Origin of the sequence: Bradyrhizobium sp. CSA207 (assembly GCF_029051685.1) — a bacterium.
In the GTDB taxonomy this organism is placed as follows: Bacteria; Pseudomonadota; Alphaproteobacteria; order Rhizobiales; family Xanthobacteraceae; genus Bradyrhizobium.
In genome coordinates this window covers 132,177-153,764 of sequence record NZ_JAACFT010000011.1, presented here as the reverse complement: position 1 = coordinate 153,764, position 21,588 = coordinate 132,177, and the positions used below count along the sequence as shown (strand labels likewise).

General features: G+C 63.4%; 17 protein-coding genes. 11 read left to right on the top strand and 6 right to left on the bottom strand.

The features are described 5' to 3' along the window. The first annotated feature begins 187 nt into the window (after positions 1 to 187). From GWG65_RS14685 to GWG65_RS14670, 4 genes are read left to right on the top strand one after another with little or no spacing between them, the layout of a single operon-like run. A complete protein-coding gene (locus tag GWG65_RS14685; protein ID WP_148743467.1) occupies positions 188 to 511 on the top strand; it encodes a metalloregulator ArsR/SmtB family transcription factor in 324 nt (107 codons plus the stop codon). Beyond that, a complete protein-coding gene (locus tag GWG65_RS14680; protein ID WP_275196271.1) occupies positions 508 to 939 on the top strand; it encodes an SRPBCC domain-containing protein in 432 nt (143 codons plus the stop codon). Before GWG65_RS14685 ends, GWG65_RS14680 begins: the two co-directional genes overlap by 4 nt. A gap of 46 nt (positions 940 to 985) precedes the next feature. After that, the gene (locus GWG65_RS14675; RefSeq protein ID WP_275196270.1) at positions 986 to 1,204 is read left to right on the top strand and encodes a hypothetical protein; all 219 of its coding nucleotides are present in this window, start codon (positions 986 to 988) and stop codon (positions 1,202 to 1,204) included. Next, entirely contained in the window at positions 1,201 to 1,641 is a 441-nt protein-coding gene (locus GWG65_RS14670; RefSeq protein WP_275196269.1) for a DUF1801 domain-containing protein, read from the top strand. Before GWG65_RS14675 ends, GWG65_RS14670 begins: the two co-directional genes overlap by 4 nt. 219 nt (positions 1,642 to 1,860) lie before the next feature. Here GWG65_RS14670 and GWG65_RS14665 read toward each other — a convergent pair whose 3' ends face one another. The 4 genes from GWG65_RS14665 to GWG65_RS14650 all read right to left on the bottom strand — a co-directional run bounded on the left by GWG65_RS14665 (position 1,861) and on the right by GWG65_RS14650 (position 7,561). Continuing rightward, entirely contained in the window at positions 1,861 to 3,396 is a 1,536-nt protein-coding gene (locus GWG65_RS14665) for a SpoVR family protein (protein ID WP_275196268.1), read from the bottom strand. Further along, a complete protein-coding gene (locus GWG65_RS14660; RefSeq protein WP_275196341.1) occupies positions 3,393 to 4,670 on the bottom strand; it encodes a YeaH/YhbH family protein in 1,278 nt (425 codons plus the stop codon). The genes GWG65_RS14665 and GWG65_RS14660 overlap by 4 nt, the downstream gene beginning before the upstream one ends. A gap of 19 nt (positions 4,671 to 4,689) precedes the next feature. Continuing rightward, positions 4,690 to 6,633, bottom strand: coding sequence for a PrkA family serine protein kinase (locus GWG65_RS14655; RefSeq protein ID WP_275196267.1), 1,944 nt, complete (start codon positions 6,631 to 6,633; stop codon positions 4,690 to 4,692). A 298-nt stretch (positions 6,634 to 6,931) separates the two neighbouring features. Beyond that, positions 6,932 to 7,561 carry an STM3941 family protein gene (locus GWG65_RS14650; protein ID WP_275196266.1) on the bottom strand — a complete coding sequence of 210 codons (630 nt, stop codon included), beginning with the start codon at positions 7,559 to 7,561 and terminating at the stop codon, positions 6,932 to 6,934. Positions 7,562 to 7,885: 324 nt separating this feature from the next. Here GWG65_RS14650 and GWG65_RS14645 point away from each other — a divergent pair, with 324 nt between their 5' ends. Genes GWG65_RS14645 through GWG65_RS14620 form a run of 6 tightly spaced genes read left to right on the top strand, consistent with a single transcriptional unit; the run spans position 7,886 to position 15,409 of the window. After that, positions 7,886 to 10,735: a bifunctional transaldolase/phosoglucose isomerase gene (locus GWG65_RS14645; protein ID WP_275196265.1), complete on the top strand. Its 2,850-nt coding sequence runs from the start codon at positions 7,886 to 7,888 to the stop codon at positions 10,733 to 10,735. Between the two features lie 13 nt (positions 10,736 to 10,748). After that, entirely contained in the window at positions 10,749 to 11,747 is a 999-nt protein-coding gene (gnd, locus tag GWG65_RS14640; RefSeq protein ID WP_275196264.1) for a phosphogluconate dehydrogenase (NAD(+)-dependent, decarboxylating), read from the top strand. 33 nt (positions 11,748 to 11,780) lie between these two features. Continuing rightward, positions 11,781 to 13,292, top strand: a complete 1,512-nt coding sequence (gene zwf / locus GWG65_RS14635; protein ID WP_275196263.1) for a glucose-6-phosphate dehydrogenase — start codon at positions 11,781 to 11,783, stop codon at positions 13,290 to 13,292. Continuing rightward, a complete protein-coding gene (gene pgl / locus GWG65_RS14630; RefSeq protein ID WP_275196339.1) occupies positions 13,292 to 14,041 on the top strand; it encodes a 6-phosphogluconolactonase in 750 nt (249 codons plus the stop codon). Before zwf ends, pgl begins: the two co-directional genes overlap by 1 nt. Continuing rightward, positions 14,028 to 14,600, top strand: coding sequence for a gluconokinase (locus GWG65_RS14625; RefSeq protein WP_275196262.1), 573 nt, complete (start codon positions 14,028 to 14,030; stop codon positions 14,598 to 14,600). The genes pgl and GWG65_RS14625 overlap by 14 nt, the downstream gene beginning before the upstream one ends. Next, positions 14,597 to 15,409 (top strand): HAD family hydrolase, encoded by an 813-nt coding sequence (locus GWG65_RS14620; RefSeq protein ID WP_275196261.1) that lies wholly within the window; start codon positions 14,597 to 14,599, stop codon positions 15,407 to 15,409. The genes GWG65_RS14625 and GWG65_RS14620 overlap by 4 nt, the downstream gene beginning before the upstream one ends. A 209-nt stretch (positions 15,410 to 15,618) precedes the next feature. On the opposite strand, the gene GWG65_RS14615 is transcribed toward GWG65_RS14620, so the two are convergent. Then, positions 15,619 to 17,421 carry a glycoside hydrolase family 15 protein gene (locus GWG65_RS14615; protein WP_275196260.1) on the bottom strand — a complete coding sequence of 601 codons (1,803 nt, stop codon included), beginning with the start codon at positions 17,419 to 17,421 and terminating at the stop codon, positions 15,619 to 15,621. 30 nt (positions 17,422 to 17,451) lie between these two features. Beyond that, positions 17,452 to 19,431, bottom strand: a complete 1,980-nt coding sequence (malQ, locus tag GWG65_RS14610; RefSeq protein ID WP_275196259.1) for a 4-alpha-glucanotransferase — start codon at positions 19,429 to 19,431, stop codon at positions 17,452 to 17,454. 204 nt (positions 19,432 to 19,635) lie between these two features. Here malQ and GWG65_RS14605 point away from each other — a divergent pair, with 204 nt between their 5' ends. Continuing rightward, positions 19,636 to 21,582 (top strand): maltotransferase domain-containing protein, encoded by a 1,947-nt coding sequence (locus GWG65_RS14605; RefSeq protein WP_275196258.1) that lies wholly within the window; start codon positions 19,636 to 19,638, stop codon positions 21,580 to 21,582. Positions 21,583 to 21,588 lie beyond the last annotated feature (6 nt).

Genomic DNA, 21,588 nt, shown 5'->3' with positions numbered 1-21,588 from the left:
TTGGGATGCCATGAAAGTGCTCGGCCTGCATGGTTCGAGACGCCCGCTTTGGCGGGCTCCTCACCATGAGGGTCTAAGATTTCGCCGCGAAACAAGACCTCATCCCAACTGATCCGCATCGCACTTGACTCACCCATAACTCTGCAGTTATTAGTTTAACCCATAACTTGCTGGTTATGGATTCCACATGTCCACCGCCCCCGATCTTCTGTTCAGGACGCTCGCCGATCCCACCCGGCGGGCGATCTTCGAGCGGCTGTGCCGCGAGGGCGAGCAGACGGTCGGGGCCCTGACGGCGCTATCCGGCGTTTCCCAGCCGGCGGTCTCGAAACATCTCGGCGCGCTGAAGCTGGCCGGGCTGGTGCGCGACCGTCACGAGGGGCGGCAGACGCACTACAGCGCGCAGCCCGGCGCGCTGAATCCGCTGATCGACTGGACCAGCCAGATGGCCGGGTTCTGGCAGAACCGGCTCGACGCCCTCGACGATCTCCTGAAGAGGATGGACCAATGACCGAAGCTGAGACTGAAACCCGTTCCGTCACCATCGAGCGCGAATTTGCCTTTCCGCCGGAGCGGATCTGGCGCGCGCTGACGCAGCCGCACCTGATCGAGGAGTGGCTGATGAAGAACGACTTCAAGCCCACCGTCGGCCATCGCTTCAATCTTCGCGGCGAGTGGGGCGGCGTGCTCGATTGCGAGGTCCTCGCCATCGAACCGCAGCGATCGCTGGCCTACACCTGGAATTTCACGCATGAGGACGCGGCGTTTGATTTGAAGAGCGTCGTGACCTTCACGCTGACGCCGACGGGCGCGGGCACGCATTTGCGCGTGGAGCAGGCGGGCTTCCGTCCCACCCAGAAGCAGGCCTATGGCGGCGCACACGCCGGCTGGAAGCAGTTTCTTGCAAAATTGGACGAGCTGCTGGCGCGGGGCGACTAGCCCGGCCGGCGATATCCATTCCAATTCATCTTCAGAGGAGGTCCCATTGAGCTCGAACATTTGGATTCGGCAGATCCATCGCTGGCTGTCCATCGCCTTCACGCTTGCCGTCACCGCGAATATCGTCGCCATCGCCCTGCAGATGCAGGCGGTGTGGATCGGGCTGTTGGCGTTCGTCCCGCTGATTCCGTTGCTCGCGACCGGGCTATATCTGTTCGCGCTGCCATACGTCAGCCAGCGGCGCGTGAACGAGGCAAGGTCATGAAGAAAGCTGTGACGGCGAAGACCAGCAGCGCCAAGGAATCGGACGGAGTTTCGGCCTCCAGGTTGATCGACGGCAGGATCAAGGAGCTTGGCGATTGGCGCGGCGAGATGCTGGGGCGGCTACGCGCCCTGATCAGGGACGCCGACCCCGATGTGGTCGAGGAATGGAAATGGCGGGGCGTGCCGGTGTGGTCGCACGACGGAATCATCTGCACCGGCGAGACCTACAAAGCCGTCGTGAAAATGACCTTCGCCAAGGGCGCTGCGCTCGACGACCCGGCCGGCCTCTTCAACTCGAGCCTCGAGGGCAATGTGCGGCGCGCAATCGATGTTCGCGAAGGCGAGAAAATCAATGAGAAGGCGCTGAAGGCGCTCATCCGCGCGGCCGTGGACCTGAATGCGTCCAAGAAGAAGCCGGCCAAGAAGCGATCGACTTAGAGCATGCAAATTCTGGTGGCGGCCAGAGCAAGCGCCTCGTCCTTCGAGACGACCGCTCCGCGGTCTCCTCAGGATGAGGCTAAGCAGCATCTCTGTTTGTCGAAATTGCAGCCGCACACTCCGTCCTCATCCTGAGGGCCCGCCAAAGGCGGGCGTCTCGAAGGATGGGCCGCGGACCAGCGATCCGCCACGTCTGCGCTCCAGGAGCTGCCGGCCGCCTCAGGCCGCCGCCGGAATTGGGCGCGGGCTCACGACATATTCCCGCAGGACCTTGTCGTTGGCGTCGACCTCGATCAGCGCGACGTCATAGGTCCAGAGATCGGCGAGATGCTGCAGCACCCGCTTGGCGTCGGTCTCGTTGAGCTGCGAGCCCTTGATGACGCGATGATGCACGATCAGCCGGCGGTCGCCGGACAGGTCGACGTCGACCACCTCGATATTGGCATCGATGTAGCCGACATCATGCTGCCGCGCGAGCTCGCGCCGCACCCGGCGGAAACCACGCTCGTCGTGAATGGCATCGACCCGGATGCCGGCGCGCTCCTCGGGATCGTCGTGCAGATGGAACATGCGGAAGTGCCGCATCAGCTTCGGGCTCAGGTACTGGGCGATAAAACTCTCGTCGCGGTAGTTGGCCCAGACGTCACGCAACACGCCCATCACGTCGTTCTTTCCGGCAATGTCCGGGAACCATTCGCGGTCCTCGTCCTCCGGACGGGTGACGATGCGCTCGATGTCCTGCATCATCGAAAAGCCGAGCGCATAGGGATTGAAGCCGGAGAAGCGCCGATCGTCGAATTCGGGCTGGAACACCACATTGGTGTGGGATTGCAGGAATTCGAGGAAGTTGCCGTCAGTGAGCCGGCCCTGCTCGTGCAGCTTGGTCATGATGCGGTAGTGGACGTAGGTCGCCGTCCCCTCGTTCATCACCTTGGTCTGGCTCTGCGGATAGAAATATTGCGCGATGTGGCGGACGATCCGCAAAAGCTCGCGCTGCCAGGGCGCCAGCCGCGGCGCACTCTTCTCCAGAAAGTAAAGCAGATTCTCCTGCGGCAGGCCGAGCAGCTTGCGGCGGCGCTCGACGCTGATCGCGGAGCGGCTCTTGCTCTTTCCTGCCGGCACGGTGCGCCAGAGATCGTTGAAGACCTCCTCCTCGTGCTGGCGGCGGCGCCCTGCCCGCTTCTCCTCGGCGCGCAAATCCAGCTTCTTCTTGCCGGGGTAGCGGTCGATGCCGTGCGACATCAGCGCATGCGCGGCATCCAGCGTGCGTTCGACCTCGACGCGGCCGTGGCGCGCCTCGCAACTCATCACATACTTCTTGGCGAAATCGAGATAGTCCAGAATGCCGTCGGCGTCGGTCCACTGCTTGAACAGATAGTTGTTCTTGAAGAAGTGGTTGTGACCGAACGCGGCGTGCGCGATCACCAGCGTCTGCATCGTCGCCGTGTTCTCCTCCATCAGGTAGGAGATGCAGGGCGAGGAGTTGATCACGATCTCATAAGCGAGGCCCATCAGGCCCTTGCGGTAGGACGCCTCATGATAGGCGAAGTGCTTGCCGAACGACCAGTGCTTGTAGAACAGGGGCATGCCGACGGACGAATAGGCGTCCAGCATCTGCTCGGCGGTAATGACCTCGATCTGGTTCGGATAGACGTCGAGCCCGAGATCTTTCATCGCCACCTCCTCGCAGGCATCGCTAATGCGCTGCAAGGTGTGGAAATCCCAATCCGCGCCTTCGAACAAGCGTTCCGTCATGGAGCGGCCTTCTCCTGATTAGTTTCGCGGCGCTGGAACAGGTCGTGGAACACCGGAAAGATTTCGCTGCGTTCGCTGACCTTGCGCATCGAGAGCGGTGCACCGCCGCCCCGCAGGCGCTCGTAAAGGGTCCAGAGCGAGGAGTCCGAGAGATCGAAGGCGCTGCCCCCGGACTCGCCGACCTCGAGATAGGCGAAGAACTGGCAGACCGGGAGGATCTTGTCGGTCAGCAGCATGCCGGCGAGCTCGCCGTCGGAATAGGAGTTGTCGCCGTCGGAGGCCTGGGCCGCGTAGATGTTCCAGTCCGCCGGATTGAAGCGCTCGCGCACGATCTCGTGCATCGCCTGGAGCGCGCTGGAGACCAGCGTGCCGCCGGACGCCGGGCCGTAGAAGAAGGTCTGCTCGTCCACCTCCTCGGCGCGGTCGGTGTGGCGGATGAAGACGATCTCGACATGCTTGTAGCGCCGCTTCAGGAACACGTAGAGCAGCATGTAGAAGCGCTTGGCGAGATCCTTCATGTGTTCGGACATCGAGCCGGAGACGTCCATCAGGCAGAACATCACCGCCTGCGCGACCGGCTTGGGCACCGTCTCGAAGCGGCGATAGCGGATGTCCAGCGGATCGATGAAGGGAATGCGCTTGGATTTCGCCTTGAGCTTTTCGAGCTCGGCGACGAGTTCCGCGCGCTCATCCTCGTCGGTGCATGCGGCGATCGCGGCTTCCAGCTCCTCGAGCTCTTCCTTGCGGGGCCGCTTGAGCGCGATGCGGCGCGCGAGCGCGAGCCGCACCGTCCGGCTGACCGAGATGTTGGATGGCGAGCCTGACGTGGTGTAACCGGCGCGCTGGATGCCCTCGCTCTCGGTCTGCGCGATCTTGCGCTTGGCGAGATCCGGAAGCTCGAGATCGTCGAGGAAGAGATCGACGAATTCGTCGCGGCTCAGCACGAAACGGAAGGCGTCTTCGCTGTCGCCTTCGCCCGGACCGGAATCCTTGGCGCTGCCCTGGCCGGATCGAGGGAGATAGTCGCCCTCGATGAACTTCTTGTTCCCGGGCAGCACCATGTCGCGCGTGCCGCCTTCGCGGCGAAAGCGCGGCTCGTGCATGCCGTCGAGCGGGATCGTGACCTCGCCACCCTCCAGGACATCCTTGATGTCGCGTTCCTGCGAGGTCTTCTTGACGGCGCCCTGCACCAGGGATTTGGCCCGACGCAAGAACCGCTGGCGGTTCTCAAGACTCTTGCCGCCTGGATTCAGGCGCCTGTCAATAATGTGAATGGCCACGTTCCCATCCGCCTCAACCGGCTTGCTTCACGCGCATGTACCACTCGACGAGCCGGCGAACCTGACGCTCGGTGTAGCCGCGCTCCACCATGCGTGCGACGAACTCGCCGTGCTTCTTCTCCGTCTCGCCGTCCTTCTTGGACCCGAACGAGATGACCGGAAGCAGGTCCTCGACCTGGGAGAATATCCGCTTTTCGATCACATCGCGAATCTTCTCGTAGGAGGTCCAGGTCGGATTCTTGCCGGCATTCTGTGCCCTGGCCCTCAACGAGAACTTGACGACCTCGTTGCGGAAATCCTTCGGGTTGGCGATGCCGGCCGGCTTCTCGATCTTGGTCAGCTCCTGGTTCAAAAGCTCGCGATCGAGCAATTGTCCGGTGTCGGGATCCTTGAAGTCCTGATCCTCGATCCAGGCATCGGCGTAATCGACGTAACGGTCGAACAGGTTCTGGCCGTAATCCGAGTAGGATTCCAGATAAGCCTTCTGGATCTCGTTGCCGATGAACTCGGCATAACGCGGCGCGAGTTCCGCCTTGATGAATTCGAGGTAACGCTTTTCGATTTCCTCAGGAAGCTGCTCGCGGCGGATAGACTGTTCCAGCGCATACATCAGGTGCACGGCGTCGGCGGCAACCTCCTGCGGATCGTGGTTGAAGGTCGCGGCCAGGATTTTGAAGGCAAAGCGCGTGGAGACACCATCCATGCCTTCGTCGACGCCGGCGGCATCCCGGTATTCCTGGACGCTGCGCGCTTTGGGATCGGATTCCTTCAGACTTTCGCCATCGTAAACCCGCATTTTGGCAAACAGCGTGGAATTCTCGTGCTTGCGCAGCCGCGACATCACCGAGAATCGCGCCATCGTTTCCAGCGTCGCCGGCGCGCACGGCGCAGACGCAAGCTCGGAGCCCTGGATCAGCTTTTCGTAGATCTTCTGCTCTTCGGTGTAGCGCAGGACATAGGGCACCTTGATCACGCAGATGCGGTCGATGAAGGCCTCGTTGTTCTTGTTCGACTTGAAGCTCGACCACTCTGCCTCGTTGGAGTGCGCGAGGATGATGCCGGTGAATGGAATCGCGCCGATGTTCTCGGTGCCGATGTAGTTGCCCTCCTGCGTCGCAGTAAGCAGCGGGTGCAGCATCTTGATCGGTGCCTTGAACATCTCAACGAATTCGAGAATGCCCTGGTTGGCGCGGTTGAGACCGCCCGAATAGCTATACGCATCCGGATCGTTCTGCGCATAGGTTTCGAGCTTGCGGATATCGACCTTGCCAACCAGCGAGGAAATGTCCTGGTTGTTCTCGTCACCGGGCTCGGTCTTGGCAACCGCGATCTGGCGCAGCCGCGACGGCTGAATCTTGGCGACACGGAATTGCGAGATGTCGCCACCGAAGGCCTCCAGGCGCTTGTAGCACCACGGGCTCATCAACCCGGTGAGACGCCGGCGCGGAATGCCGTACTTTTCCTCCAGCATCGGGCCGAGCTGATCGGGATCGAACAGGCTCAGCGGGCTCTCGAACACGGGCGAGAGTTCGTCGCCGGCCTTCAGCACGTAGATCGGATGCACTTCCATCAGCGACTTCAGCCGTTCGGCGAGCGAGGATTTGCCGCCGCCGACCGGGCCGAGCAAATAGAGGATCTGCTTGCGCTCCTCGAGGCCTTGCGCAGCATGACGGAAGAAACCAACGATGCGCTCGATGGTTTCTTCCATGCCGTAGAAACCGGCAAAGGCCGGATAGGTGCGGATCGTGCGGTTCAAAAAAATACGGCCAAGGCGTGGGTCCTTGGCCGTGTCGATCGTCTGGGGTTCACCGATCGCGGCTAGCAATCGTTCGGCCGCATTTGCATATTTCATGGGATCGCTTCGACACGATTCCAGATATTCCGCCATCGACATGTCGTGCTGGCTTCTCGCCTCGAACGACCGAGCGAAAGCGTTGAATAGAGAATCGTTGTACATGATCCCTCTCCGCGTGAGTTCCGCTACACAACTGAACTAAAGCAGCGACCGGACCGTTCCTTAGCGCCACTCTCGAATCAGCGTGAGCACATGACGAACATTCGACACCCGAGGGCCTTCACCACGCAACGCACAACGTAGGCATCGGGCGAGTTACGAACAGGCAGCTGCCTGTTATTTGTGCGAATCTACACTTGTATTCGCTAATTTCCAGCAAATGTCGCCCCGCCGCAACATCCGGGCGTTACCGGGGATAGGCCATCCGGCACCGCAACATAACCGCCGGCTGGCGGCGGCTTTATGACGTTCGTGCGGCCAAGCTTTGCGTGCCGTGATCGCGCTCTCGCCGCAATGCGGTGCGTGAATCGCTGGCGGCATGACAGTCGCGACAGGCGCGCAGCAAGGTGTCGAATTCCATCGTCAGACCGTCGGCCCGGATGACGACGCGATCGGTGGGCGCAGCGCGCGTGGTGGCGTGGACGCAGGCGAGCTGACGCTGGAAGGCCGGCGTCAGCGTCAGCACGATGACCTTGTGTCCGCGGCATTCTTCAGCCGAAACGTCCTCAATCGACTCCCAAAGCAGAAATTCATTGCCGATGCGGAGATCGCGGATGCCGTAGGTGGTGACGATCACCACCGGCCCCCGTTCGGACGGCAGCATCCAGATGAGCCGGCAGGTGATCAGGCCGAACACCACGATGCCGGTATAGCCGATCGTCGTGCCATAGTTGCCGATGACATCCCACCAGCCAAAGGCAAGGCTCGCACTGATCAGCATCATCGCAAATCCCGCCGCGACCAGCAGCCGCAGGCGCGTCGCGCATTGACCGATTTCAAGATCGTGGGATGCGTCGATACACAAGCCCAGGCGGGCGGATTGCGCCCCGTCGGGAACGGCGAGTGCCAGACCCTCAGTTTCAGCGTGCATGCTTTCCCCCAGCATGGCCATTTGCGACCGAGCCAACGATGCGTCAGGCGGATTGGAAAGCCCCCTGACGGCACTCCGCGCTGCGACAAGCAGACGTGGCAGGCTGACGCTACGCAACGACCCGGCCGAACCGTCCCGGCCAGAGAATTTTACGCAACACCGCTACTGCCGCCTGGATCGTCACGATCGCGACGGAGTTACACCCAGAGTAGAAACACCTGTACCCTTGATTGGTTCCCTCAGGTGCGCATGTAAGCTACAGGATAGCGCGTCAGGACCGGCGCGGAAACCCCTCGCCCGCAGGCTTGGAGATAAATAAACAGCATGAATCCCGTCAAAGAACTGGAAAAGCACGGACAAGCCGTCTGGCTGGACTTCCTCGCCCGTGGCTTCATCGCCAAGGGCGACTTGAAACGGCTGATCGAGACTGACGGCGTCAAGGGCGTCACCTCCAATCCCTCGATCTTCGAGAAGGCGATCGGCAGCTCGGACGAATACGACGCCTCGATCGGCAAGGCGCTCAAGCGCGGCGACCGGACCGTCGCCGACCTGTTCGAGGCCGTCGCGGTCGAGGACATCCAGAATGCCGCCGACGTGCTCCGCCCGGTCTATGACCGCCTCAAGGGGCAGGACGGCTTCGTCAGCCTGGAGGTCTCGCCTTATCTCGCACTGGACACCGCGGGCACAGTCGCCGAGGCGAAGCGGCTCTGGAAGGACGTCAATCGCAGGAACTTGATGGTCAAGGTCCCGGCGACGCCCGAGGGCCTGCCGGCGATCGAACAACTCATCGGCGAAGGCGTCAGCATCAACATCACGCTGCTGTTCTCCAAAGCGGTCTATCTCGAGGTCGCCGAGGCCTACCTCGCCGGTCTGGAGAAATATGTCGCAGGCGGCGGCGATCCTTCGCATGTCGCGAGCGTGGCGAGCTTCTTCGTCAGCCGCATCGACTCGATGGTCGACAAGCAGCTCGACGAAAAGATCGCCCGCGCCAACGATCCATCCGAAAAGGAGCGGCTCGCCGCGCTGAAAGGCAAGGTCGCGATCGCCAACGCCAAGGTCGCCTACCAGGACTACAGGCGGCTGTTTGCAGGTCCCCGCTGGGACAATCTCGCAGCCAGGGGTGCCAAGCCGCAGCGCATGCTGTGGGCGTCGACCGGAACCAAGAACAAGGACTACAGCGACGTCCTCTATGTCGAGGAACTGATCGGCCCCGACACCATCAACACCATGCCGCCGGCGACGCTGGACGCGTTCCGCGACCACGGCAAGACGCGCGACAGTCTCGAAGAGAATGTCGAGGACGCCCGCCGCGTGCTGGAGGAGTTGGAGCGCTCCGGCATCTCGCTCGACGCCATCACCGCCGAGCTGGTCAAGGACGGCGTCAAGCAGTTTGCCGACGCCGCTGACAAGCTGTATGGCGCAGTCGCCCACAAGCGCGCCACCGTGCTTGGGCCCGCGATCGATCGCCAGCTGCTGTCGCTCGGTGACGGGCTCGGCAAGGCCGTGGCGAAGAGCACCGAGGACTGGAGGGCGTCAGCGAAAATCCGCAGGCTATGGCAGCGCGACAAGTCGGTCTGGACCGGCGCGGACGAGGACAAATGGCTCGGCTGGCTCGACAGCGCCGCAAAGGCCGACGTCGCCGACTACGAGGACTACGCGAATCGCGTCAAGGGTCAGAAATTCTCCGACGCCGTCGTGCTCGGCATGGGCGGATCGAGCCTAGGGCCGGAAGTACTGGCGGAGACCTTCGCGCGGAAGTCCGGCTTCCCGAAGCTGCATGTGTTGGATTCCACAGATCCGGCGCAGGTGCGGGCGATGGAAGCCAGCATCGACATTGCCAACACCGTATTCATCGTCTCCAGCAAGTCCGGCGGCACCACCGAGCCGAACGCGATGAAGGATTATTTCCACGAGCGTGTCGCGCAGGCGCTCGGACCGTCGGTCAAGACCGGCCATCGCTTCATCGCAGTGACCGATCCCGGCTCGTCGCTGGAGAAGGCGGCCAAGAAACTGAACTATGCCCGCATCTTCCACGGCAAGCCCTCGATCGGCGGTCGCTATTCGGTGCTCTCGCCGTTCGGCCTCGTCCCCGCGGCAACCGCGGGCATCGACGTCAAGACCCTGGTCAAGCATGCACTCTCGATGGCCCGCTCCTGCGGACCGGACGTGCCGCCGCAGGAAAATCCCGGCGTCCAGCTCGGGCTCGCCATGGGTCTCGCCGGCCTCGAAGGCCGCGACAAGGTGACGATCCTGACGTCGAAGAAGATCGCCGATTTCGGCGCCTGGGCCGAGCAGCTCATCGCGGAATCGACCGGCAAGGAAGGCAAGGGCCTGATCCCGATTGCCGGCGAGCCGCTCGGCGAGCCTTCACTTTACGGCAACGATCGGTTCTTCATCGACATCCGCACCGAAGGCGAGGCGGACGCCCCACACGACTCGAAGCTTGCCGCGATCGAAGCGGCCGGCCATCCCGTCGCGCGCATCGTCATGAAGTCGATCGATCATCTCGGCCAGGAATTCTTCCGCTTCGAGATGGCAACCGCGGTGGCAGGCAGCATCCTCGGCATCAACCCGTTCGATCAGCCCGACGTGGAAGCGGCCAAGATCAAGACCCGCGAGCTCACCGCCGCGTTCGAGAAGACCGGCGCGCTGCCGGCGGAACAGCCGGTGGTCAGCACCGCCGAGGCCGATCTCTACACCGACGAGGCCAACGCCACAGCGCTGCGTGCCGCAGGGGCCAACGGCGATCTCACCTCATGGCTGAAGGCGCATCTCGCCCGCTCCAACCACGGCGACTATGTCGCCCTGCTCGGCTACATCGCGCGCGACAAGGCCACCATCGATGCGCTCCAGACGATGCGGCTCGAAGTGCGCGAGAAGCGCCACGTCGCGACCTGCGCCGAGTTCGGGCCGCGCTTCCTGCACTCCACCGGGCAGGCCTACAAGGGCGGCCCCGACAGTGGCGTATTCCTCCAGATCACCGCCGATGACGCCAAGGACCTGACTGTGCCGGGCCAGAAGGCTAGCTTTGGCGTCATCAAGGCGGCACAGGCGCGCGGCGATTTCGATGTGCTCACCGAGCGCGGCCGACGTGCGCTCCGCGTGCACCTGAAGGGCGGGCTCAAGAAAGGTCTCGCGGCACTCAACGCCGCCCTCACGGACGCGCTGAACTAAGGGAATAATTCAAATGCAACTCGGCATGATCGGCCTCGGCCGGATGGGCGGCAACATCGTGCGCCGGCTGATGCGTCACGGCCATTCGACCGTGGTCTATGACAAGGACGCCAAGGCCGTCGCCGGCCTTGCCGGAGACGGCGCGCAGGGCTCGGCGACGCTCGAAGAATTCGTCGCCAAGCTGGAACGACCGCGTACCGCATGGGTGATGCTGCCTGCCGGCCGCATCACCGAAGCGACGATCGACACGCTTGCGAACGTGATGCAGGCCGACGACGTCATCATCGACGGCGGCAACACGTTCTGGCAAGACGACGTTCGCCGCGGCAAGGCGCTCAGGGAACGCGGCATCCATTATGTCGACGTCGGGACCTCCGGCGGCGTCTGGGGACTGGACCGCGGCTATTGCATGATGATCGGCGGCGAGAAGGTCGTGGTCGACCGGCTCGATCCGATTTTCGCCGCGCTCGCGCCCGGCGCCGGCGACATTGCGCGCACGCCTGGGCGGGAAGGCCGCGATCCCCGCATCGAGCAGGGCTACATCCATGCAGGTCCCGTGGGCGCCGGTCACTTCGTCAAGATGATCCACAACGGCATCGAATACGGCCTGATGCAGGCCTATGCCGAAGGTTTTGATATTCTCAAGAACGCCAGCATCGAAGCCTTGCCGGCGGATCATCGCTACGATTTCGATCTTGCCGATATCGCCGAGGTATGGCGGCGCGGCAGCGTGATCCCGTCCTGGCTGCTCGATCTGACCTCGACGGCACTCGCGGACAGCCCGGCGCTGTCGGAATATTCCGGTTTCGTCGAGGATTCCGGCGAAGGACGCTGGACCGTGAATGCGGCAATCGACGAGGCTGTGCCGGCCGAAGTCCTGACCGCGGCCCTCTACGCACGTTTCCGTTCCCGCCAGGAACACACCTTCGCTGAAAAGATTCTTTCCGCGATGCGCGCGGGTTTTGGCGGCCACAAGGAGCCGAAGCAGCCGGACGCTTCGAAGTCCAAGTAAGAAGAGCAAGTAGCAAGCGAAGGCCGATCATTCGTGACAAAAGACCCGCAAGCAAAGCGCAAGCCGGAAAATTGCGCCTTCGTCATCTTTGGTGTCACCGGTGATCTCACCCACCGCCTCGTGATGCCGTCACTCTACAATCTCGCCGCCGAGCACCTGCTACCGGAAAAGTTCTGCGTCGTCGGCGTGGCCCGCAAGGGCCAGTCGGATGACGAGCTGCGCGATAGCCTGATGAAGGGTCTGCGCGAGTTTGCGACGCGCCCGGTTGACGACGTCGTCGCCCAGAAGCTGCTGCAATGTGTGACATTCGTCGAGGCCGATCCGAAGGACCCGCCGTCGTTCGACCGCCTGCGCGAGCATCTGGATTCGCTGGAATGCGCGGAAGGCACCGGCGGCAACCGACTGTTCTATCTGGCGACGCCGCCGGCCGCGTTCGCCCCAACCGCGCGCGAGCTCGGCCGCACCGGTATGACGAAGGAGAACGGTGCCTGGCGGCGGCTGGTGATCGAGAAGCCGTTCGGGACCGATCTCGCTTCGGCACGCGCCTTGAACGCCGAACTGCTGAAGATCATGGATGAGCACCAGATCTACCGGATCGATCACTATCTCGGCAAGGAGACGGTGCAGAACATTTTGGTGCTGCGCTTTGCCAATGGCATGTTCGAGCCGATCTGGAATCGCAACCATATCGACCACATCCAGATCACGGTGGAGGAGAAGCTCGGCGTCGGCCATCGCGGCGGCTTCTACGACGCCACCGGCGCGCTGCGCGACATGGTGCCGAACCACCTATTCCAACTGATGTCGCTGGTGGCGATGGAGCCGCCGGCGCGTTTCGACGCCCATTCCGTGCGTTCCGAGAAGGCCGAGGTTCTAACCTCGATCCAACGGCCGAGCGAAGAGGAAGCGCTGAAGAGCTCGGTCCGCGCGCAATATCTCGCCGGCCGCATCGGCGACGACGAGATTCCGGACTATCGCAACACGGCGGACGTCAAACCCGGCAGCTCCACCGAGACCTATGTCGCGCTGAAGCTGATGATCGACAATTGGCGCTGGGCCGGCGTGCCCTTCTATTTGCGCACCGGCAAGGCACTGGGCCACAAACGCACGGAAGTCGCGATCAAGTTCAAGCAGGCACCGCTGTCGATGTTTTCGGGCACGGCGGTCGACCGTCTATCGCAAAACTTCCTCACCATCGGCATCGCGCCGACCGAGACTATCGAGCTTCAGTTCAATGCCAAGATTCCGGGACCGAGTGTCATGATCGACGGCGTCGAAATGAAGTTCCGCTACGGCGACTATTTCCGGGCCGATCCCAGCACCGGCTACGAGACGCTGATCTATGACTGCATGATCGGCGACAACATCCTGTTCCAGCGCGCCGACGGCGTCGAGGCCGGGTGGCAGGCAGTGCAGCCGTTCCTGGACGCCTGGAAGAAGGCGGGCGTCAACGGCATCGAGACCTATCCCGCCGGCAGCGACGGCCCGGCTTGTGCCGATGAATTGCTCCGGCGTGACGGGCGAAGCTGGCGGAAGTTTTCGTGATGGCCGCGGCCGGCCTGCCGAAGCTGATCGTCGAGGCCGACGCCGAGGCGCTCGCCCGCGCAGCGGCCGAACGGGTGATGGCGCGGATCGCGGCCAATCCCGGGCGTATCGCGATCTGCCTCACCGGCGGCTCCAGCCCAAAGAGGCTCTATCAATTGCTCGGCGGCGATGCCTGGCGCGATAAGATTCCCTGGGACCGCGTGCACTGGTTCATCGGAGACGAGCGGTTCGTGCCCGAAAGCGATCCTCTCAACAACATGGCTGTCGCGCGCGCAACCTTCCTCGATCGCAGCGCGCCGTCCGGCCATATCCACCCGATCCCGACGACCGCGGAAAATCCCGACCACGCCGCCGAGGCCTACGCGCGCGAGCTGCAGTCCTTCTACGGTGCGGAGCGGCTGGATCCGTCGCGGCCCCTGTTCGATCTCGTCCTGATGGGCGCGGGCCCGGACGGCCACACCGCTTCGCTGTTTCCCGGCTATCCTGCCCTCGAAGAGACGCAGCGCTGGGTCGTCGGCGTGCCCAAGGCCAACGTCGCGCCCTTCGTGCCGCGAGTCTCGCTCACCCTGCCCGCGCTGGCGTCCTGCCGCGAAATGCTGTTCGAGATTGCCGGGCACGACAAGCAGCCGATCTTGACGCGCCTATTCAATGGCGAGAACCTGCCGGCGTTGCGCGCGCGCTCGAATGGTGAAACCGTCTGGCTGGTCGACCAGGCCGCGCTTCCGGAGGGAATTCGTGGCGGGCGTTGAAGCACCTTGTGCATTGATCGTGATGGGCGTGTCGGGTTCGGGCAAGAGCACGATCGCCAAAGCGCTAGGCGAGCGGCTCGGCTGGCGGTTCGAGGACGGCGACGGCTTTCACCCCGCCAGTAACGTCCAGAAGATGAGGGCCGGCCACCCGCTCACCGACGAGGATCGCTGGCCCTGGCTCAACGCCATCGCCGACGAGATCGCACGGGTCTGCGGACGCGGCGAGCACGTCATCATTGCCTGCTCGGCTCTGAAGCACAGCTATCGTGACGTGCTCTTGCGTGGACGGAGCGACGTCCGCTTCGTCTTCCTGAAGGGCAGCAAGGAGCTGATCGCCGATCGGCTCGCGCGCCGCAAGGGCCATTTCATGCCGCCCGAGCTCTTGACCAGCCAGTTCAATACGCTGGAGCCGCCGGGAGCGGGCGAGCACGTGATCAGCGTCTCGATCGACGAGACCGTCGAGGCGATCGTGGACGGCGTCGTGCGACAGTTGAAATTGGGCGGCGACAAGCCCACGGCCGTGACATCCAAGGCCATGAAGCCCAAGGTTCTGCCATGACGCAAATCTCACTCGTGGTTTCCGACGTCGATGGCACGCTGCTGACCAAGGACAAGACGCTGACCGACCGCGCCAAAGCGGCGGTGCAGCGGCTGCACAAGGCCGGCATCGGCTTCACCATCACGTCGAGCCGCCCCGCGATCGGGATGCGCTTCCTGATCGAGCCGCTCGCGATCTGGCTGCCGGTCGGCCCGTTCAACGGCTCCTCGATCGTCGAGCCCGAGATGAAGCCGGTCGAGCAGCACCTCATCCCTGCGAGCGCGGCAGAACGGTCCTTGCAGATCCTCCGGGAATTCGGCGCCGACATCTGGCTCTTCACCTACGACAAATGGCTGATCGACAATCCCCGCGGCAGCTACGTGGCCCACGAGCAGCACACGATCCGGTCCGACCCGACCGTCATAGCCGATTTTTCGCCGTTCCTCGCAAGCGCCTGCAAGATCGTCGGCGCCAGCGCCGATGCAGCCGGGCTGGAGCGTTGCGAGAAGGTGATGCAGGAGGCGCTCGGCAGCCAGGCGACCGCGGTGCGCTCGCAGACCTATTATCTCGACATCACCCCGCCCTCCTTCAACAAGGGCACTTTCGTCGAGGCGATGGCAAAGCGGCTCGGAATTGCGACCGAGGCGGTCGCCACCATCGGCGACATGCAGAATGACCTCGCAATGTTTCGCGTCAGCGGCGTCTCGATCGCCATGGGCAATGCCGCCGACAACGTCAAGGAGCAGGCGACCCACGTCACCGCCACCAACGAGCAGGATGGCTTTGCCGAGGCGATCGAGATGATTTTGAAGCGGAACGGGATCGGCTGAGGCTCGATGGCTGCTCGTGGTTCACCTCTCCCCGACGGGGAGAGGTCGGATTGCGCCTGGCGATGCAAAGCATCGTCCAGAGCAATCCGGGTGAGGGGCCGCAGCATTCAGTGAGACCGTAAGCCCTCACCCGGATCGCATCTACGATGCGATCCGACCTCTCCCTACGGGAGAGGTAAAGGCCAGTTGCACCACTTCGATATCGCGAGCTATTGCGACCGCTGCACGGCCGGCTTCTCGCTCTCCTGCCTTGCCGCCGACAGGTTATGCGCGGTGTTGATCAGCGCGATATGCGTCAGCGCCTGGGGGAAATTTCCGGTCTGGCGGCGCGCGACGGAGTCGTACTCCTCGGCCAATAGCCCGACATCGTTCGCTAGCCCGGCCACGCGGTCGAACAGCGCCTGCGCCTTGTCGAGATCGCCTGACAGCACATAGGCATCGGCCAGCCACAGGCTACAAGCCAGAAACGCGCCCTCGATCGGCTGATTCTCTTCGGACACTTCGCGCGGATCATGCCGCAGCACGAAACCGTCGTGCATCAGGTATTTTTCGGCGGCTGCAACGGTGCTGCGGATGCGCGGATCAGACGCCGGCAAGAAGCCGACCGCCGGGAGCAGCAGGACGCTAGCGTCGAGCAATTTCGAGCCATAGGACTCGACGAACGCATTCTGACTTGCGTCAAAACCTCTGTTGCAGACATCGCGATGGATGGAATCACGCAGGGTATGCCAGTGCAGCAGCGGCGCCTTGAAGCCGAAGGTCTCGGCGCTCTTGATGCCGCGGTCGAAGGCCACCCAGGTCATCACCTTGGAGAAGACGTAGTGCTTCGGCTGGCCGCGCCGCTCCCAGATGCCGTGATCGGGCTCGTCCCAGACCTCGGCGAGATGATTGAGCACGGCGCATTCCAGCGCCCAGGTTTCATCGTCGAGCTTGAGCTTGGCCATTCGCGACTGGTGGAACGCATCGATCAGTTCGCCGTAGACGTCGAGCTGGAGCTGAGCATGGGCGGCATTGCCGACGCGCACCGGCCGTGCGCCCTCATAGCCGTCGAGCCAGCCCGCCTCCCATTCCAGCAGCCGCCGCTGGCCCCAGATGCCGTACATGATCTGCATGTTCGACGGCGAGCCGGCTGCTGCGCGCAGCAGCCAATTGTGCCAGGCCGAGGCTTCCTCGGTATAGCCCGAGTTCATCAGTGCCAGCAGCGTGAAGGTGGCGTCGCGCAGCCAGCAAAAGCGGTAATCCCAGTTCCGCATCCCGCCGAGCTTTTCCGGCAATGACGTCGTCGGTGCGGCAACGATGCCGCCGGTTGGGGCGAAGGTCAGCGCCTTCAACGTGATCAGCGAGCGCATGACAAGATCGCGGTACGCCCCGTCATGCGTGGAGCGGCTGCACCAGTCCTTCCAAAATCTTTCGGTCTCCTGAAGCGCGATCTCCGGGTCGATCGGCTCGGGCGGAGGCAGATGCGAGGGGCCATAGCTCAGCACGAACGGCACGGTCTCTCCGGCCTTCACCTCGAATTTGGCAACCGTGGTCAGATCCTCGCCGTGGGTTTGGGCCGGCGTGTGCAGCACCGTCATATCCTGACCGGCGATCGCCAGCAGCGATCCGTCCTCGGAGCGGCGCACCCAGGGAATGCTGATGCCGAAGCCGAATCGGATCACGAGTTCCATGCGCAGCTTCACCGAACCGCTCACGCCGCGGACCAGCCGCACGATGTCGGACGCCTTGCCGCGCGGCGGCATGAAATCGATCAGCGCGACGGTGCCGTCCTTCGTCTCAAAACGCGTCTCGAGGATGAGCGTGTTGCCGAGATAGCGGCGCGACGTACCGATGACGTCCGCGGTGGGCGCGATCAGCCAGCGGCCATTCTTGCGCGTGCCGAGGATTGCGGCGAAGCAGGCATCGGAATCGAAGGCCGGCCAGCAGAGCCAGTCGATCGAGCCGTTGCGCCCGACCAGCGCCGCGGTCTCGCAGTCGCCGATCAGCGCGTAATCCTCGATCTTCTGAGACACGGTATTGCGAGCCTGAAAATGCCCGGCGCTTCAACTCCCGCCGGTCAAGGAACGTTCCCGTGTCGCGGCCTTCAAGGCCGCGAGATCGACCTTGGAGGCGATCTTGTCGAGCGCGACCGGCAGACGCTGGCGCCAGTTCGGATGCTCGTCGATCGTCCCGGGAATGTTCGGCTGGTCGATCACGCCGAGCAGATCCTCCAGCGACACCGCCAATAGCCGCGACGGCGTGCGCGACAGGAAAGCGAGTACCGAATAGAGGTCGTTGGCACCAATGCCGTTCTGGCGCAGAATCTCGTCGAGCATGCCGAGCGCATCCCAGCGCGCCTGATCGTTCTCGCCGGGATCGAGCCCAAGCGAGCGCTTCATCTCAAGATCGCTGAACGAGCGCCAGCCGGCATAGGTCGACAGGTCATGCGTGTTCAAGGTCACCAGCGCATTGGGCCGGTAATGGTCGATAGAGCGGAAGCGGCCGGCATCGTCGCGCTCGAACATCATGACGAGGTAGGACCAGATGCCGAAATCCTGCATGGTCTCGCGAAAACCCTCCGGCACGGTGCCGAGGTCCTCGCCGATCACGATGCATTTGTGGGCTGCGCTCTCGCGCGCCACCGCTCCAAGCAGCGCCTCGAATGGCATCTGCACATAGGCGCCATTGTCGGGCTTGAAGCCGCGCGGCACCAGATAGAGCCGCTTCAGCCCCAGCACGTGATCGAGCCGGATGGCACCGGCATGGCGCATCGAGGCGGCCAGCATATCGGCAAACGGCACGAAGGACTTGGCTTCCAGACCGCCGGCGTTGAAGCCGGCCAGGCCCCAATCCTGACCGACGGTGTTGAGCACGTCGGGCGGCGCGCCAACGGCGAGGTGGCGGGAAATCGCCACCTGCTCGTTCCAGGCATCGAAGCCGTTGGATTGCACGCCGACGGCGACGTCGAGATAGAGCCCGACCCGCATGCCGAGCTGGCTCGCAAGCTCCTTGGCGGCACGCAATTGGCTGTCCGCGGTCCATTGCACGAATTCGACGAACTCGACCTCGCGCTTGCTCGCGCCATTGCGCAGCTCGGCGCATTTTGTCTCGTCCGGCTGCCGCCATTCCGGCGGCCATTCCCACCACGGCCCGGTGAAACGATGCCGCAGCACCTCGAAGCAGGCGAAACGGGACAACAGCGGCGCGCGGGCGGCGCGGAATGCATCAAACGCCTGGCGGCGTGCCCCGCTTGCCGTTGTCACGAAGCTGTCAAAGGCGGCGCGCAGGCCCAGCCATTTCAACGCGGCCATGTCGGCATAAGGGACGCGATCGCCTTCACGCAGCCGCGCAGCGACCGCGGCGGCGTCAGGGACGAGATCGGCGGAAAATTCCGGGATCGCCTCGACGTCGATATAGAGCGGATTGAGAAACAGCCGGCTGTTCGGCGAATACGGGCTGCAATCGCCGGGCTGGTCGTCGAACAGCACGTGCAGCGGGTTCAGCCCGACGCCGTCGGCGCCGAGTTGCCTGGCGAGCCGGACGAGGCCAGCCAAGTCGGTGAAATCGCCGATACCCCAATTGCGATCGGAGCGGACGCTGTAAAGTTGCACGGCGAGCAGCCAGCCGCGATCGAAATCGCCGCCAAAGGCGCGCTCGGGCGCCACGATCATCGGCACCTCTTCCGTCACGCCCCCGGCATCGGTGAGCGTCAACCGGTGGTAACCGAGCGGCAGGCCGGCGGGCCAGGCGATCACGGGCTCGCGCGTCTCGCCTTGCGCGATCGCATTGTCATTGCCGGCGATCTGGGCGTTGCCGGTGATTTTCCATTTGAGCGGCGGCGCCCCGGTTGCCGCCAACTCGGTGCGCGGATTGCCCAAGGCGCGAATCACGACCGGCCCGCTGACGAAGCGATAAACCCGCTTCTCCGGCAGGGCGTCGAGGATGGATTTGAGGGCGACGGGATCGGTGACCCGCAGCTTTCCGAGGGCATCGACGAATTCGGACTGAACGCCCTTGATCTGGGCTTGAGCTAAAAGATCCATTCGGCACGCAGCTTGCAGGCCACTCTTTGGCCGGGGGCATCGATTTTATGAGGTCGCGGAGGACGTTAGCCAAGGTTAACTCGCAAACCGCGCCTCCCGTTCCCAGGGGGAACTAATGACACACAAGCGGCTTTCTATATAGGTATCAAGCATAGGTTCCCGATAAGGGAAACGGGCGCCTGCTTTCTTGTCAATGGCATCACCGTGAACAAGACAATTCAAACTGTCGAGAGTGCCGCAGCCGGCGGTGCTTTTCTCATCGAAGACATCTATCCGTCGATCGATGGCGGCCGCTTTGCCGTGAAACGGATCGCGGGCGAACGGGTCGAGGTGTGGGCCGACATCTATCGCGACGGCAACGACGTGGTCGGCGCCGCGCTGGTCTGGCGCGGCGAACAGGACCGGGAATGGCGGAGCGAGCCGATGGTCCATCACGACAATGACCGATGGTCCGGCACGTTCACTCCGGTCGAACCCGGTCAATATGTTTATGCCATCGAAGCCTGGACCGACGAATTCGCAACCTGGCGTCATGCCCTCGCGCGAAAGCAGCTCTCCGGCGTGGATATCACACTCGACGCGATCGAAGGCGCCGGCCTCCTGACCAAGGCGCATGGCGCCCGGCAGGACGCCGCTGATGTCATCGTCAGACAGTGCGAGGACTATCTTCAGACCGGCGAAGTCATGCCTCTGCTCGCGGCCGAGCTCGGCAAGGCCATGGCGGAGAGCCAGCCGCGGCCCGACCTGACCCGCTCGCCGCCCTTGCCCCTGATCGTCGACCGCGACAAGGCGCGCTTCAGCGCCTGGTATCAGATGATGCCGCGCAGCCAGAGCCAGGTACCGGGCCAGCACGGCACGCTGAGAGACTGCATCGCGCGCGTGCCCGACATCGCCGCGATGGGTTTCGACGTGCTCTACTTCACGCCGATCCACCCGATCGGCCGCACCCGCCGCAAGGGCCGCAACAATTCACAGGTGGCGGCCGAAGGCGATCCCGGTTCGCCTTATGCCATCGGTGCCGCTGAGGGCGGGCACGACGTACTGCATCCCGAGCTCGGCACGATCGAGGATTTCCGCGCGCTGGTCGCGACCTGCCTCGAATACGGCCTGGAGCTCGCGCTCGACTTCGCCGTGCAGTGCTCGCCTGACCATCCCTGGCTGACGCAGCATCCGGAATGGTTCAAGTGGCGGCCGGACCGCTCGGTGCGAACCGCCGACGGGCCCTATCCGGATATCGTCATCCCCGATTTCACATCCGTCGACAGGATCGGGCTGTGGAATGCGTTCCGCGACGCCATGCTGTTCTGGATCGACCATGGCGTGACCATCTTCGCCATCGACAATCACGACACGGCGCCGTTCCAGTTCTGGGAATGGCTGATCCGTGACATCCGCCGCCGCTATCCCGAGGTGATCCTGTTCTCCAAGACCTACGCACGTCCGAAGCTGATGAAGGGCCTGGCAAAGCTCGGCTTTACGCAATCGTTCACTTATTTTCCGTGGCGCACCGAGAAGTGGGAGCTCGAGCAATATCTCGGCGAGATCACCCGCTATCCCGAGCGGGACTTCTATCGGCCGAACCTGTTCCTCAACACGCCCGACCTCCTGCCCTATCACCTCCAGAGCGGCGAAGCCTGGGCCTTCAAATCGCGCGTTGCGTTGGCCGCGACGCTGTCCGGCAATTACGGCATCTACAGTGGGTTCGAGCTGCTCGAGCATGATGCCATCCCCGGCCGCGAAGAATATCTCGATTCCGAGAAGTATCAGATCCGGCAGCGCGACTGGGACAAGGCGGGCAATATCAAGAGCTACATCACCGAGCTGAACCGGATCCGCAACGAAAACGCCGCGCTCCAGCAGACCGCCAATCTGCGCTTCCTCGGCATCGAGGATGGCGAGACGATCGCCTTCGTGAAGGAGGCAGCCGATCCGGCGAACACCATCGTCGCCGCGATCGCGCTCACGGGCCATGCGCGCGAATCCTGGTTGCCGCTCGGCGACCTCACCGTCGACTTCGGCGGCGAGCGCCGCCACGTCACCGTACTCGAAAATGTCCTCACCGGCGAACAGTCCCGCATCGAATGGGGCGGCATCAGGTTGCGTATCGATCCCGACCGCGATCCTGCGCTCTTGTTCCGCTGCCTGGCGTAAGGGCGC